15 protein-coding genes are annotated in these 13,901 nt (G+C 36.2%); 13 read left to right on the forward strand and 2 right to left on the reverse strand.

Annotation, left to right across the window (positions count from 1 at the left end; genetic code table 11):
• Positions 1-12: 12 nt before the first annotated feature.
• Both P2Q73_RS07115 and pheA read left to right on the forward strand, forming a co-directional pair.
• Positions 13-468 carry an ACT domain-containing protein gene (locus tag P2Q73_RS07115; protein ID WP_053588773.1) on the forward strand — a complete coding sequence of 152 codons (456 nt, stop codon included), beginning with the start codon at positions 13-15 and terminating at the stop codon, positions 466-468.
• A 12-nt stretch (positions 469-480) separates the two neighbouring features.
• Positions 481-1,359, forward strand: coding sequence for a prephenate dehydratase (gene pheA, locus P2Q73_RS07120; protein ID WP_056831552.1), 879 nt, complete (start codon positions 481-483; stop codon positions 1,357-1,359).
• A gap of 26 nt (positions 1,360-1,385) precedes the next feature.
• Here pheA and P2Q73_RS07125 read toward each other — a convergent pair whose 3' ends face one another.
• On the reverse strand, positions 1,386-1,916 hold the full coding sequence (locus P2Q73_RS07125) for a transcription repressor NadR (protein WP_275785267.1): 531 nt from the start codon (positions 1,914-1,916) through the stop codon (positions 1,386-1,388).
• A gap of 137 nt (positions 1,917-2,053) precedes the next feature.
• Between P2Q73_RS07125 and P2Q73_RS07130 the strand changes: the two genes are divergently transcribed.
• From P2Q73_RS07130 to P2Q73_RS07165, 8 genes are all read left to right on the forward strand, one after another.
• Complete coding sequence (locus P2Q73_RS07130) at positions 2,054-2,989, forward strand: LysM peptidoglycan-binding domain-containing protein (protein ID WP_275785270.1); 936 nt, start codon at positions 2,054-2,056, stop codon at positions 2,987-2,989.
• A 3-nt stretch (positions 2,990-2,992) separates the two neighbouring features.
• Positions 2,993-3,841 carry an aminoglycoside phosphotransferase family protein gene (locus P2Q73_RS07135; RefSeq protein ID WP_275785272.1) on the forward strand — a complete coding sequence of 283 codons (849 nt, stop codon included), beginning with the start codon at positions 2,993-2,995 and terminating at the stop codon, positions 3,839-3,841.
• A gap of 130 nt (positions 3,842-3,971) precedes the next feature.
• Positions 3,972-4,592, forward strand: a complete 621-nt coding sequence (gene ruvA / locus P2Q73_RS07140) for a Holliday junction branch migration protein RuvA (protein ID WP_056831559.1) — start codon at positions 3,972-3,974, stop codon at positions 4,590-4,592.
• A gap of 18 nt (positions 4,593-4,610) precedes the next feature.
• Positions 4,611-5,621: a Holliday junction branch migration DNA helicase RuvB gene (gene ruvB, locus P2Q73_RS07145; RefSeq protein ID WP_053588779.1), complete on the forward strand. Its 1,011-nt coding sequence runs from the start codon at positions 4,611-4,613 to the stop codon at positions 5,619-5,621.
• Positions 5,622-5,638: 17 nt separating this feature from the next.
• Positions 5,639-6,679: a tRNA preQ1(34) S-adenosylmethionine ribosyltransferase-isomerase QueA gene (queA, locus tag P2Q73_RS07150; RefSeq protein WP_275785276.1), complete on the forward strand. Its 1,041-nt coding sequence runs from the start codon at positions 5,639-5,641 to the stop codon at positions 6,677-6,679.
• Positions 6,680-7,819 (forward strand): tRNA guanosine(34) transglycosylase Tgt, encoded by a 1,140-nt coding sequence (tgt, locus tag P2Q73_RS07155; RefSeq protein WP_056831563.1) that lies wholly within the window; start codon positions 6,680-6,682, stop codon positions 7,817-7,819.
• 44 nt (positions 7,820-7,863) lie between these two features.
• A complete protein-coding gene (yajC, locus tag P2Q73_RS07160) occupies positions 7,864-8,127 on the forward strand; it encodes a preprotein translocase subunit YajC (RefSeq protein WP_275785281.1) in 264 nt (87 codons plus the stop codon).
• A 68-nt stretch (positions 8,128-8,195) separates the two neighbouring features.
• Positions 8,196-8,834 carry a DUF421 domain-containing protein gene (locus tag P2Q73_RS07165; protein ID WP_056831567.1) on the forward strand — a complete coding sequence of 213 codons (639 nt, stop codon included), beginning with the start codon at positions 8,196-8,198 and terminating at the stop codon, positions 8,832-8,834.
• Here P2Q73_RS07165 and P2Q73_RS07170 read toward each other — a convergent pair.
• Positions 8,818-10,344 carry a putative polysaccharide biosynthesis protein gene (locus tag P2Q73_RS07170; RefSeq protein ID WP_056831569.1) on the reverse strand — a complete coding sequence of 509 codons (1,527 nt, stop codon included), beginning with the start codon at positions 10,342-10,344 and terminating at the stop codon, positions 8,818-8,820. The genes P2Q73_RS07165 and P2Q73_RS07170 overlap by 17 nt on opposite strands.
• A 92-nt stretch (positions 10,345-10,436) precedes the next feature.
• On the opposite strand from P2Q73_RS07170, the gene P2Q73_RS07175 reads away from it, so the two are divergent.
• The 3 genes from P2Q73_RS07175 to P2Q73_RS07185 all read left to right on the forward strand — a co-directional run bounded on the left by P2Q73_RS07175 (position 10,437) and on the right by P2Q73_RS07185 (position 13,570).
• Complete coding sequence (locus tag P2Q73_RS07175; RefSeq protein ID WP_053588785.1) at positions 10,437-10,751, forward strand: post-transcriptional regulator; 315 nt, start codon at positions 10,437-10,439, stop codon at positions 10,749-10,751.
• 157 nt (positions 10,752-10,908) lie between these two features.
• A complete protein-coding gene (secDF, locus tag P2Q73_RS07180) occupies positions 10,909-13,179 on the forward strand; it encodes a protein translocase subunit SecDF (protein WP_056831572.1) in 2,271 nt (756 codons plus the stop codon).
• 73 nt (positions 13,180-13,252) lie between these two features.
• Positions 13,253-13,570 carry a LapA family protein gene (locus P2Q73_RS07185; protein ID WP_056831573.1) on the forward strand — a complete coding sequence of 106 codons (318 nt, stop codon included), beginning with the start codon at positions 13,253-13,255 and terminating at the stop codon, positions 13,568-13,570.
• Positions 13,571-13,901: the final 331 nt, after the last annotated feature.

The raw sequence follows: 13,901 nt of genomic DNA on the forward strand, positions 1-13,901 counted from the left end.
TGAGGAAACCGTATGAAAGATGTTACACATCAGCGATTCTATTTAGTAAGGGAGGATGTGCTTACCGAAGCGATGCAAAAGACTTTGGAAGCAAAGCATCTTCTCCAATCTGGTAAAGTATCCTCCATTTGGGATGCGGTAAAAGAAGTAGATTTATCTAGAAGTGCTTTTTATAAATATCGTGATGCGGTGTTTCCTTTCCATTCGATTGTCCAGGAAAGAATATTAACTGTATTTTTACAACTAGAGGACAGAGAAGGGACGCTTGCAAGACTTTTGCAGCTCGTTGCGGAATCGTCTATCAACATTTTAACGATCCATCAAACGATCCCTATTCAAGGGAGAGCAAGCGTTACTTTGTCTCTTGATGTAACGGAAATGACAAAGCAATTAGATGAATTTATAAATGAAATGAAGCGACTAGACTTTGTGGAATCTGCTGAAGTTATTAGTTCTGGTGCTTTGTAAGGAGGTTTTACGATGGATACAAAAAAAGTGGCTTTTCTTGGGCCAGAAGCATCTTTTACACATCTTGCTTCGAAAGCTTTGTTTCAAGATGAATTACTTGTTCCAACTCGAACAATTCCAGAATGCATAGAAGCAGTTGCAAATGGGAGTGTAGATATCGCTGTCGTTCCACTTGAAAATGCATTAGAAGGTACCGTTCCTTTAACAATTGATTATTTATTTCATGAGGCAAACCTATATGTGATTGCAGAAATACAAGCTCCAATTGAGCAACATTTAATGGTTCATCCAACTAATAAAAAGAATTGGGAAGAAATAACGACTATCTATTCGCACCCACATGCATTAGCACAGTGTCATAAATATTTATATTATCGATTTGGGAAAGTTCCACTTGAACAATCGACTTCTACAGCAGCAGCTGCGAAGTATGTTTCGGAAAATGAAGAGCTATGTATTGCAGCAATTGGGAATTCATCTGCAGCAAGTGAGTACAATCTAGCAATTGTAGAGCAAAACATTCACGATTTCCATTTTAACCATACACGCTTCTTCGTACTTTCCAAAAAAAATCTTTGTATTCAAGAGCCAGGACATATTGGACAAATGAAAACGACTGTCATGATTACTTTGCCTAAGGATGATCGTTCAGGGGCATTGCATCAAGTATTATCCGTTTTTGCATGGAGACAGCTCAATTTAAGTAAAATTGAATCCCGACCTCTTAAAACCGGCTTGGGACAATATTTTTTCGTAATAGATGTTTTAGAAGATGAAAAAATGCCAATGATGATTGGCGCTATAGAAGAATTAAAAGCTTTAGGTTGTGATGTAAAATCACTTGGGTCCTACAATACATATGAAACAGAAAAAGAAGCTCCTTCCGAATGAAGGGCTTCTTTTTTATGTGAGAAGGCTTATTCCTCTATCAGGTAGCCTTTTTTTCGAATACCATCAATTCCTCTATTCAATATTTCTTCCGTTGGGGCAGATACAAGATGTAAATGAACTCCCGATGTAAGTTCCAACAAGAAAGGGGCATCTGTTTCTCTTACCTTCTTTAAAAACATTTCGACATCATGACGATTGGAAACCATAATGGAAGAAGTGATTTCGCCATAAACGGGATGTTCTACAGTCACATTTTCAACTGTAACACCTGCATCTACTAATGTTAGTAATTCATCTTCAGAATCTTTAGATTGGTGATTACATGCAACTCGTTTAGAAACACACGCATTCAATTCTTTATCTGGTAGCAATAGATATCCTTGACTAGTTGAAACAATCGGAATATTGGTAGCTTTTAATAAAGTGACATCATTTACTATTACTTGCCGACTCACATTTGCTAGCTTTGCCAAGTCCCCTCCTGTCACAGGATGATTTTGTTCTTTTAAATAAGAAAAAATCCAATTTCTTCTCTCTGATCCTTTTAACTTTTTCATTTATAAACCCTCCAAACTTGCATAACTACCTACTGCCTTTTCATAAGTTTAACATGAAGGGTAGCTAGAATGTTTTAAAAAGATGTGACCATTTGAAATTGATGTACATATTTTAAAGGGAAGGAAGGAGGAAGTCTTTGCAAACTCATATTGTCCAAAAAGGGGATACTCTTTGGAAAATATCAAGAAACTACGGTGTATCATTTGATGAATTAAAGAAATTAAATGCACATCTTGCAAATCCAGAATACATTGTGCCAGGAATGAAGATTTTTATTCCTGAAAAGAGCAAAATGGAGTCTATGAGACATCCATATAGCGATGATCGTCCTGTAAAAAAAGAAATGGTAAATAAGGAGGAAGTCATTATCCAGCCGCAAACCGGTAACAACATGAAAATGCAACAAGTCCAACCTGTTAGTAAGGCACAGCAAGTCCAACCAATTAGTAAGGCACAACAGATGCAACCTGTTCCAATGCCTATGCCGTTTCAACCTATTCCAATGGTACCTATGGCACCACCAGTGCAACCTATTCAACAAGTTCCAGCAGCTCCACCACCTCAACCTATGCAGCCTATGCAGCCTATTCAAAATATCCAACAAATTCAACAAGTTCAACAACCACAGCCATACACAATGCCGTTTCATATAATGCCAGTTCCTGATTTAGATATGACTCCGTCACCTCAAGGGTGGAGACTAATTGAATCTACATCGATTCATATAAATATTCATAACGATGACCATGAAAAAGAAGAAAGTCCTGTATATCATGTTGAACAACCCCAAAAAATGGAACCACAATATGTGAGCCCAGTCATGGAAGAAGTATCTTCAGAATTTGAGGAGATGGAACCATTTGAAGAGTACCCACAAATGCAACAATTTGAACACTATCAGCCAATGAATCCTTGCGGTTGTATGGACCAGCAAATGTATCCACAAATGCAACCACAAATGCAACCAGAAATGCATCATCAACAGATGCAACCATGGGGTGGTCATCCATACGTTCATATTTGCTATGTACCCGTTTTTGCTTGTCCACCTTATCCGTATCATCACTTTTAAAAAGTGAGTAATTACATTCGGCAAATAAAAAAGAATGTATGGAAATGGGAAAATGAAAATGGGCTATTTTCTGTAAAAAAATATCCAACTGTTGAACATGCAGAAAAGATTCGAATTATTCACCATAAATTACATCAGCTCGATAAATCTTTTATACTGCCAGTATTAGAATCAGCTCAGGAAGACTTTATCATCCAGCCTTGGTTCAAAGGTACACATCCAGTTGATTATGGAAGCAAAACGGATCGCTTGGAAGTTTATTCACTGTTAGAACAGTTACATGATACGAACAAATTTATCAATTGGGATAATCAGAAACTGCTTCAGCCGTTTGATTTGTTTGCAAAATGGCAGAATCGTTCCTTAAAAATGAAAGAAATCTCTTATTTTGTGGAATTTTATTTAGGTGAAAAAAAAACAAAGATGCTCCTGCACTTAGGTGATATAGCTCTAAAAAATATGCAATTATTTAATAATAAAGATACTACTATACTGCATGGCGATGTAGTACATCATAATTTTTTATCCAATGAAAAAGCTTATAAAATTATCGATTTTGATCTTGCTGTCATTGGTCCAAAAGAAATGGAAGAAATATTATGGATGCACCGCGTTCTGCCTGCGATTAACTATGACATTTTTATATTATTAAGTGAGTTTCCACTATTGGAAAAGGTCGCAACAAAGCATAAGGAAGCTTTGATGTATCCGAACGAATTATATAGAGAATGGCTCTATGCATATGCTTTGCCTTTAGAGAGAAAACAAAAATTTATAGACCAATTGATACCGTATACCAACAAAGCACTAACAGAATGGCCAAAGCTATGCTATAATTTAGGCAGATTATAATAGACTTGGAGAAGGTTGCTCTTTATAGAGAGCGACCTTTTCTTGTATTCTACATCTAAAAGTATACTGTCTTATACGTGCACATTTCTAGTTATGTTATAATAGGTTTGTCGATAGTGAGGGATAAAATATGTATGATTATATAAAAGGTCAAGTAACACGAGTTACACCTGAGTACGTCGTAATAGAACAACAAGGGATTGGGTATCAATTATTAACCCCGAATCCTTTTTCTTTTCGTAAAAGTGAAGAAATTATTCAAGTGTACACGTATTTACACGTAAGGGAAGATGCTCAGCATTTGATGGGGTTTTTAGATTTATCCCAAAGAGAGTTATTTAGAAAACTAATACTCGTTTCTGGTATCGGTCCAAAAGGAGCACTTGCTATATTAGCAAGCGGAGAACCAACTCATGTTATTCAAGCGATAGAACGTGAAGATGAATCCTATTTAGTGAAATTTCCTGGAGTAGGGAAGAAAACTGCTCGTCAAATGATTCTTGACTTAAAGGGTAAATTAAATGACTTAATTGACATAGAGCATTTTGATTTTACACAAGAGGAACCAACTCTGTTTGAGGATGGACAAGCGACTCATGAATTAGAAGAAGCGATGCTAGCATTAGCTGCGTTAGGTTATTCTGAGCGGGAACTATCAAAAATTCGTCCAATTCTAAAAGGAAATGAATCTTTACAAAAAACAGATGATTTTATGAAAAAAGCTTTACAATTATTATTTTCAGGCAAATAGGGAAAGGAGGTTCAAGCTATGACGGAGCGTGTTATTTCGAGTGAGATTTCTAATTATGATGAGCCGTTTGAGCAATCCCTTCGCCCACAATTATTATCACAATATATTGGACAAGATAAAATAAAGCATAATTTAGAAATCTTTATTGAAGCAGCTAGGATGAGAAGTGAAAGTTTAGATCATTGTCTTCTGTATGGACCTCCAGGTCTTGGGAAGACTACTCTTGCGGCAGTTATAGCAAATGAAATGGATGTACAAATACGCATGACAAGCGGTCCAGCAATCGAACGACCAGGTGATTTAGCTGCTATTGTTAGCTCGTTAGAACCGGGAGATGTCTTATTTATTGATGAAATCCACCGTTTAAATCGATCGATTGAAGAAGTATTATATCCTGCAATGGAAGACTTCAGTTTAGACATCGTGGTTGGTAAAGGACCTTCCGCTAGGAGTGTTCGTTTGGATTTACCGCCATTTACTTTAATTGGTGCTACTACACGGGCAGGGGCATTATCTGCCCCACTACGAGACCGCTTTGGTGTGTTGCTAAGACTCGAATTTTATGACGAAGAGGCTTTAACGTCTATTGTTGTCAGAAGTGCGGAGTTATTTAATGCGTCAATTGATCATGAGTCTGCTGGAGAAATCGCTAGACGTTCAAGAGGAACCCCACGTATTGCAAATCGCTTGTTAAAACGAGTACGAGATTATGCTCAAGTAAGGGGAAATGGTCACATTTCTATTGAACTTGCCCGCGAAGCATTAGAACTACTACAAATCGACCCTAGAGGTTTGGATCATATTGATCATAAACTGATTACAGCGATGATTGAGCGATTTAGAGGAGGTCCTGTTGGTCTGGACACTATAGCTGCAAGTATTGGGGAAGAATCGACTACTATTGAAGATGTATATGAGCCCTACTTATTGCAAATAGGATTTATACAACGTTCACCAAGAGGTAGAATTGTTACTCCACTAGCATATGAACATTTAGGTATACCATTACCAATTGAAAGAGATAACTAATAAAGGAAGTAAGGAATATGAGAGTAGAAGATTTTGATTTTGAATTACCAGAGGAATTAATTGCACAAACGCCACTTTTAGAACGAACAAGTAGCAAGCTTCTGATAGCAGATTATCCTAATAATTCATTTAAACATGAAACCTTTTCTTCTATCGTGGAAGAATTAAACGAAGGAGATTGTCTCGTACTGAACGACACAAAGGTTATGCCTGCTCGTTTAATGGGAATAAAAGAAGAAACAGGTGCACATGTTGAAGTGTTGTTATTAACACAAATACAAGGTAATCATTGGGAAACGCTTGTAAAACCTGCCAAGCGAGTAAAAGTAGGAACGAAAATATCATTTGGCGATGGCTTGTTAACAGCAGTATGTACTGAATTAAAAGAACACGGTGGCAGAGTGTTCAACTTTGAATATGAAGGTGTGTTTTTTGAAGTACTCGATCAGCTTGGGGAAATGCCACTTCCTCCGTATATTCATGAAAAATTAGATGATAAAGATCGTTATCAAACTGTGTACGCTAAAGAACAAGGGTCAGCAGCCGCACCAACAGCAGGTCTCCATTTTACCGAAACATTATTAGATGAAATACGCTCAAAAGGTGTTAAAATAGCATTTGTAACACTACATGTTGGACTTGGAACTTTCCGTCCAGTAAGTGTGGATTCGATAGATGATCATGAAATGCATTCAGAATTTTACCGTGTTTCAAAGGATACTGCTAAAACCATTAATGAGGTAAAAACAGCTGGAGGTAAAATTATTGCTGTAGGAACTACTTCTACAAGAACGTTGGAAACTGTTGCTACAAAGTTTGATGGCACAATACAAGAAGATAGTGGTTGGACATCAATTTTCATTTACCCTGGGTATTCATTTAAATGTATTGATGGAATGATTACCAATTTTCACTTACCGAAATCAACACTTGTGATGTTAGTTAGTGCTCTAACATCTAGAGAATTTATATTAAGCGGCTATAAAGAAGCGATCGAACGGCAATACCGCTTTTTCAGCTTTGGTGATGCAATGTTTATAAAAGGAAGGAATTATTAAATGTCTGCAATAACATATGAGTTAATAAAAAAAGATAAACAAACTGGCGCTCGTCTAGGAATTGTTCATACACCCCATGGATCGTTTGAAACACCAACATTTATGCCTGTTGGTACACAAGCTACTGTAAAAACGATGGCACCAGAAGAGCTTAAAGAGATGGAAGCTGGCATTATTTTAAGTAATACGTACCACTTATGGCTGCGACCTGGACATGATATTATTCGAGAAGCAGGAGGTCTACATAAATTTATGAACTGGGACCGTGCAATTTTGACGGATTCTGGTGGTTTTCAAGTATTTAGTTTAAGCGATATGCGTAAAATCGAAGAAGAAGGCGTTCATTTCCGCAATCACTTGAATGGAGACAAATTATTTTTAAGTCCCGAAAAATCAATGGAAATTCAAAATGCATTAGGCTCCGATATTATGATGGCATTTGATGAGTGTCCGCCATATCCTGCAACATTTGAGTATATGAAAGCGTCAGTGGAGCGTACATCTCGTTGGGCAGAACGTTGCTTGACCGCACATACAAATACAAATAAGCAAGGGTTATTTGGTATTATACAAGGTGGAGAATATGAAGAATTACGTCGTCAATCAGCAAAAGATCTAGTATCACTCGATTTTCCTGGGTACGCAATTGGTGGATTATCCGTTGGAGAACCAAAGGATGTTATGAATCGTGTACTAGACTTCACTACACCAATGATGCCAGAAAACAAACCACGATATTTAATGGGAGTGGGCTCTCCAGACTCATTAATCGATGGCTCTATTCGTGGTGTTGACATGTTTGATTGTGTACTTCCAACTCGTATAGCCCGTAACGGGACATTTTTCACATCAAAAGGTCGATTAGTTATCAAAGGAGCTGCATTTGCACGTGATTTTGGACCAATTGATGAGAAATGTGATTGCTACACTTGTCAGAACTACTCACGCGCTTACATTCGCCATCTTTTCAAAGCAGATGAAACATTTGGGTTAAGGTTAGCGTCATATCATAATCTTCATTTCTTAATGAATCTAATGAAAGATGTACGACAAGCAATTCGTGAAGATCGCTTGTTAGATTTCAAAGAAGAGTTTTTTGAAGAATATGGGTATAACAAACCAAATGCAAAAAATTTCTGATTCTTGTATACTAGAAAGAGAGAAAAAAGGAGGGGATATTTATTATGGAATCGTTAGCAGGCTTATTGCCGATAATCGCTATGTTCGCAGTGATGTGGTTTTTTATCATTCGACCAGCACAAAAACGTCAAAAAAATACAGCACAAATGCAAAATAATCTAAAACGTGGAGATCAAATTATTACAGTTGGTGGTTTACACGGGAAGATAGATGCAGTAGATGATACAACTATTTTTGTAGTCGTAGCAGATGGAACACGTTTGCAATTTGAACGAGTTGCAGTAGGACGAGTTATTTCAGATCAATAAAAAAAAGAACTTACTCTATTTATGAGTAAGTTCTTTTTTTTGGGGCAGAGTAGTAATGAGGTGATAGGATGAACGATATTCTCATCATTATTTTACGTACTTTTTTATTATATTGGATTATTCTAGGTATTCTTCGATTAATGGGAAAACGAGAAGTCGGTGAGCTAAGCATTTTCGATTTAGTAGTTTTTTTACTAATTGCAGAAATAGGAGCTTTAGCCTTAGATGATCCAAAAAGTAAGTTTATTCATGCAGTAATACCAATGGTAATATTATTGATTATTCAAGTTGGTGTTTCTTATTTTTCATTAAAAAGTAAGGATTTCCGAGACGCAATGGAAGGAAAGCCATCCATTATAATGAAAGATGGTATCATCAATGAGAAAGAAATGAGAAAACAACGTTACAACCTAGATGATTTATTACAACAATTAAGAGAACAACAAATAGGTTCTATTCAATCCGTTTCCTACGCTTTTTTAGAACCATCTGGAAATTTATCTGTCTTTAAGAAAGAAAGTCAACAATATGTCTTTCCCCTCATAATAGATGGCGAGATTCAAATAGATCACTTACAAAGACTTGGAAAAGACGAGAAATGGCTTAGAGAAGAACTTGAAAAAAAATCAATATTGGACGTAAATAAGATTTTTTATTGTAGTTATGAAGATGATTCTTTGTATATTCAACTCAAAACTTCTTTTTAGAAGTTCGAAGTATTTGTAGAATAACACTGACTTCTTTTCTTTTTATTTGTCTAAAAAGAACTAATCCAATCGTTAGATATAGAAGAGTTACAAAACAATCAATTAATAATGACCTTTCGCCAATAGTAAAAAGTAACGGACGTGAAACAATTGTGAGTAAGAAAATGACATATGGAAGTGCGAAAAACGAGAAGCCGATCTGTGCTTCTTTTTTTTCTCTTATAGAAGCAATATGTAAAAAGGAAGTGATCAAAACACCAAAACCAATCGCAACGACTGCTCCTTTTTCTTGGATGGCTGCTTGAGAAGCAAGAAAAAATAGTAAAAGTAATTTACCAACTCCGCCATATAACGAGTTTAAAAAAGCTGCCTTAGAGTTGTTTAAGGCTTGTAAAATAGAAAACAATGGACTTTGAATATAATAAAAGAAAAAGATAGGTGACAAAATTTTCATATAAACAGTTGCATTTTCTACATGAAATAGTACAGAAACAAGTTCTCCACCGTGTAAATAAAATAGTGTAGCAGCGTAACATCCTGTTAAGGTAGAGAATTTTAAAGATAAATGAATTCTTTCTTTTAAAAGTGAATTGTTCCGTCTTGCAAATGCATCACTTACGGCAGGAATGAGCACGACAGACAATGCGTAAGGAATGAAAGATGGAAAGAGTAACAATGGTACTAAAACTCCGGAGATAACTCCGTATAGTGTCGTAGCTGCAACACTAGTAATACCTGTTATTGCTAGAGCTTTGATAAAGATTATAGGTTCTAAAAACCATGTGAAAGAACCAAATAGTTTACTACCTGAAGATGGCAAAGCAATTGAAAAGAGTGGTGAAAGTGGATAGGCATTGGAAGCTTTTTTAATTGTTTGCTTCGCTTTCCATTTTACATATTTCCATCTTAGGTAAAGTAAGGCCGCAACTTCTCCTAATAAGGACATTCCCATAGCATAAGCAGCTGCTTCTTTAGGAGAAGCTGATGTAAGCAGAAGAGGGAGTAAAAAACTAATAAGTAAAATTCGTATTATTTGTTCCATCAACTGGGAAACGGCTGTCTCTTCTATTCTTGCTATTCCTTGAAAGAATCCTTTTAATATTCCGCCTGCTGCCGCTATAGGTACAATAGCAATAGAAACATAAAGTGTCATTGTTATAGCATCATTTTTTAATAAATTTTCAGAAATAAATGGTGTGACATAAAGGAAAATAGGAGTAAATGCTAGAATAGATATAACAGTAACAAAAACGGATGTACGCATGACGGAGAAATAACTAGAAACTGCATTTCTCGTTCTTAATTCTGCAATAATCTTTGACATTGCAATAGGGATCCCAAGCTGAATAAGAGATAGAAAAAAAATGAAAGCTGGATAAGCGGTCATATATATGCCGTATGCTTCTTCTCCGGTTAAACGAACAAATTGCATGCGGTAAATAAAACCTAAAAACTTTGATAAAAAGATGGCGAGCATTAACAAAAGAGATCCTCTTAAAAATGTAGACACATAAACACTTCCTTCTCAAATACAGGAACATCGTTTACAATTACAATATGCAAACTAGTAGGTACATTATTCTTTAAACGGGGTGCGGTATTTTGAAAATCACATACGAAGAAATATATTCACATGTACTACCTGCGTTAGAAAGTAAGAAAACAGAGTTCGAAGTTTATCAATATAAGACTGTAACAGAAATTGATATTTGGAATTTTTGTATCACGAAGAAATGGCGTAAAAAAGTAGTACCCGAAATTCCGCTTTATCAAATTATTAATGATATTCTTTCGATATCCCCAGCAGAATTTATGACCTTTGAACAGATCGAGAATTTTAAAACATCCAATTGGTTTTCTGAAGTCAATCAAGAAGAACTTCAACTGCTGTTAAATCATAAAAAGGATGATGAATAATCATACCGTTATTTGACAGAGAGCCTATCGTGTTTCATAATAAATATGTTGCGTTTTTTGAAGTAGAACATATATCTTATAGTAATTGTTTAGCATCAGACGCCTGTTGCTTGTCGTAGCTGACGACGTTGGTAGCTTTTTAGGAGGAAATATACATATGAAAACTAGAGGACGCATAGTTGCGTTTTTATTACTTCTTGTAATCTTTGCAGGGACAATAAGTCCTACAGTTAGTGGAGTACTAAACAATATTAAACTAGGCTTAGATTTACAAGGTGGATTTGAAGTTCTTTATCAAGTAGAAGAATTAAAAGAGGGACAGAAAATTACAGAGGATGTAGTAGCGGATACCGCTTCCGCTTTAACTAGCCGTATTGACGTATTAGGAGTTAGTGAGCCTAGTATTCAAATCGAAGGTGGCAACCGCATCCGTGTGCAACTTGCAGGAGTAGAAGACCAAAACTCTGCAAGAGAGCTGCTTTCTACACAAGCAAATTTAACTTTCCGTGATTCAGATGATAATATCAAGCTGGATGGAACTGATTTAAAACAAGGCGGAGCAAAAGCAGCCTTTGACCAAAATGGACAACCAATCGTTACGCTTGAGTTAAAAGATGCAAATAAGTTTGCGCAAGTGACGGAAGAAATCGCTGCTAAACCAGCACCAGATAATGTATTAGTTATTTGGTTGGATTTTGAAGAGGGTGTAGATTCCTACAAAGAAGAGGTTTTAAAACCTGATCCTAAATTCACATCAGCTCCACGAGTGTCACAAAGAATTAGTTCAGATAGTGTTGAAATTTCCGGTACCTTTACTGTTGAGGAAACTAAAAGCTTGTCAGGTATTTTAAATGCTGGAGCATTACCTGTTCACTTAGAGGAAATTTTCTCCACTTCTGTTGGTGCTCAATTTGGAGAATCAGCATTAAATAGTACAATATTAGCTAGTATTATTGGAGTAGCCTTAATATTTATTTTTATGATTTTCTACTATCGTCTTCCAGGTTTCATAGCAGTTATTTCTTTAGTTGTTTACATTTTCTTGATCCTTGTAATATTTGATTGGATTAATGGTGTATTAACGCTTCCTGGTATCGCTGCAATTGTGCTTGGTGTAGGTATGGCAGTAGACGCGAACATCTTGACATATGAACGTATAAGGGAAGAATTACGTGTTGGTAAGTCTGTTAAAAAAGCGTTTAATACTGGAGCAAAAGAGGCATTTACAGCAATATTAGATGCCAACCTTACGACGCTTTTGGCAGCTATCGTGTTATTCTACTTTGGTACAAGTTCTGTAAAAGGGTTCGCTACATTGTTGATCATCAGTATTTTAGTAGTATTCATAACTGCAGTTTGGGCTTCAAGAGTATTATTAGGCTTACTTGTAAATAGTGGGTATTGGGATAATAAACCAGGTTGGTTTGGTATTCCTAAGAAACGAATTCACGCACCTGAAGAAAATGTGGACACACTTGATTTGACGACCAAATTTGATCGTTTCGATTTTGTTCACAGTCGTAAAATATTCTATACTATTTCTATTGTATTGACCGTTGCAGGTATTATTGTGTTAAGTACATTAAAACTAAATCTGGGGATAGACTTTTCAAGCGGTACACGAGTAGATATACAATCAACTCAACCGTTAACGCAGGAAGCTGTCGCTGAAAAACTGGACCACATTGGTCTTTCTTCAGAAGATATAGTAATTTCAGGTGATAATAATGACCTCGCAGTCGTTCGCTACAAAGAAGACTTTACGCAAGAGGAAGTTAAAACACTTAAGACGGAAATGACTCAAGAGTTTGGTATAGACCCAACTGTAAGTAGTGTATCTCCGACAGTAGGGAAAGAGCTTGCAAAAAATGCAATAAAAGCCCTTTCTATTGCAGCACTTGGTATTTTAATTTACGTTGCATTCCGTTTTGAATGGAGAATGGGTGTAGGTTCCATCGTATCCCTAGTACATGATGCATTCTTAATGGTAACTGTTTTTAGTATATTACGTTTAGAAGTCGATATAACGTTTATAGCCGCAGTGTTAACGATTGTAGGTTATTCAATTAATGACACAATCGTTACATTTGACCGTATTCGAGAGAACTTGCATCGAAGTAAAAAGATTACGACTGAAGAGGAACTTGCGACAATTGTTAATAAGTCATTAAGACAAACACTTGGTCGTTCTGTTAATACAGTACTGACTGTTGTATTAGTAGTTGTTGCACTATTAATCTTTGGTGCAGAAGGAATTCGAAACTTCTCTATCGCATTGCTAATTGGATTACTAGCAGGAACATATTCATCCATTTTTATCGCAGTTCAAGTTTGGTTTGATTTAAAAGTGAAAGAGCTGCGGAAAACTGGTGGGATTGATGTACAAAAAGAAGAGAAAAAATGGGGTTCAGATGAGCCTGTCGTATAATGGTTAATAAAAGATAGAACAGGGTATATTTTATATATTCTGTTCTATTTTTTTATTGAAAAGAGGAATATAGATGAAATTACAATGGTCACTTTTATTTGGATTAATATTTGCCGTTATTATTGCTCTTTTTGCTGTTAATAATGTAGAAAAAGTACCTGTAAACTACGTTATTGGTACAGCGCAGTGGCCGCTCATTTTAGTTATTTTAGGCTCAGCACTTCTTGGTGCTCTCCTGAGTGGTTCTATTGCAATATATCGATCATTTGTTCTTTCTCGTAAGGTCAAAAATCTAGAAAGAGAGCTTGAAAAGAAAGATCATTCTATAGGTGTACTTCAAAATGATTTAGTTGCACAAGAGGGACGACTAGATAATTCTTCAAAACACTGATAAAACCAGTTAGCGAAATATAATCGGTTTTTAATAAAGACTAATCATTAAATATGAGCATAGGGGCTGTACTGAAAGTCATAGAAAATGACTTTTAAGGGTAGCCTCTTTCTTCGTATCTTCTATTAGTGCGATAGATTTCCGTTCCAGGCGGACGCTTTCCGACGGCATGGCTTCAGCCGCTTCCCTCGCTCCTGCGCAAGCTCGTCGCAAAAATTAATTTCGCTACGCTCAGACCCACAGCGCAGCGAGGAGGCTAAGGCAACGCCCGCGGAAAGGGAGCTATTTCAACGATTTTCTTTTTTATCGGAAGTCATTATTTAGATAAGTC

Source organism: Bacillus sp. Cr_A10 (assembly GCF_029222665.1).
Lineage (GTDB): Bacteria > Bacillota > Bacilli > Bacillales_A > Planococcaceae > Psychrobacillus.

Excerpts from the sequence above, each read along its gene's own strand:
- P2Q73_RS07115 (WP_053588773.1), top strand. The coding sequence starts at position 13 with ATGAAAGATGTTACACATCAGCGATTCTATTTAGTAAGGGAGGATGTG.
- pheA (WP_056831552.1), top strand. The coding sequence starts at position 481 with ATGGATACAAAAAAAGTGGCTTTTCTTGGGCCAGAAGCATCTTTTACA.
- P2Q73_RS07125 (WP_275785267.1), bottom strand. The coding sequence starts at position 1,916 with ATGAAAAAGTTAAAAGGATCAGAGAGAAGAAATTGGATTTTTTCTTAT.
- ruvA (WP_056831559.1), top strand. The coding sequence starts at position 3,972 with ATGTATGATTATATAAAAGGTCAAGTAACACGAGTTACACCTGAGTAC.
- ruvB (WP_053588779.1), top strand. The coding sequence starts at position 4,611 with ATGACGGAGCGTGTTATTTCGAGTGAGATTTCTAATTATGATGAGCCG.
- queA (WP_275785276.1), top strand. The coding sequence starts at position 5,639 with ATGAGAGTAGAAGATTTTGATTTTGAATTACCAGAGGAATTAATTGCA.
- tgt (WP_056831563.1), top strand. The coding sequence starts at position 6,680 with ATGTCTGCAATAACATATGAGTTAATAAAAAAAGATAAACAAACTGGC.
- yajC (WP_275785281.1), top strand. The coding sequence starts at position 7,864 with ATGGAATCGTTAGCAGGCTTATTGCCGATAATCGCTATGTTCGCAGTG.
- P2Q73_RS07165 (WP_056831567.1), top strand. The coding sequence starts at position 8,196 with ATGAACGATATTCTCATCATTATTTTACGTACTTTTTTATTATATTGG.
- secDF (WP_056831572.1), top strand. The coding sequence starts at position 10,909 with ATGAAAACTAGAGGACGCATAGTTGCGTTTTTATTACTTCTTGTAATC.
- P2Q73_RS07185 (WP_056831573.1), top strand. The coding sequence starts at position 13,253 with ATGAAATTACAATGGTCACTTTTATTTGGATTAATATTTGCCGTTATT.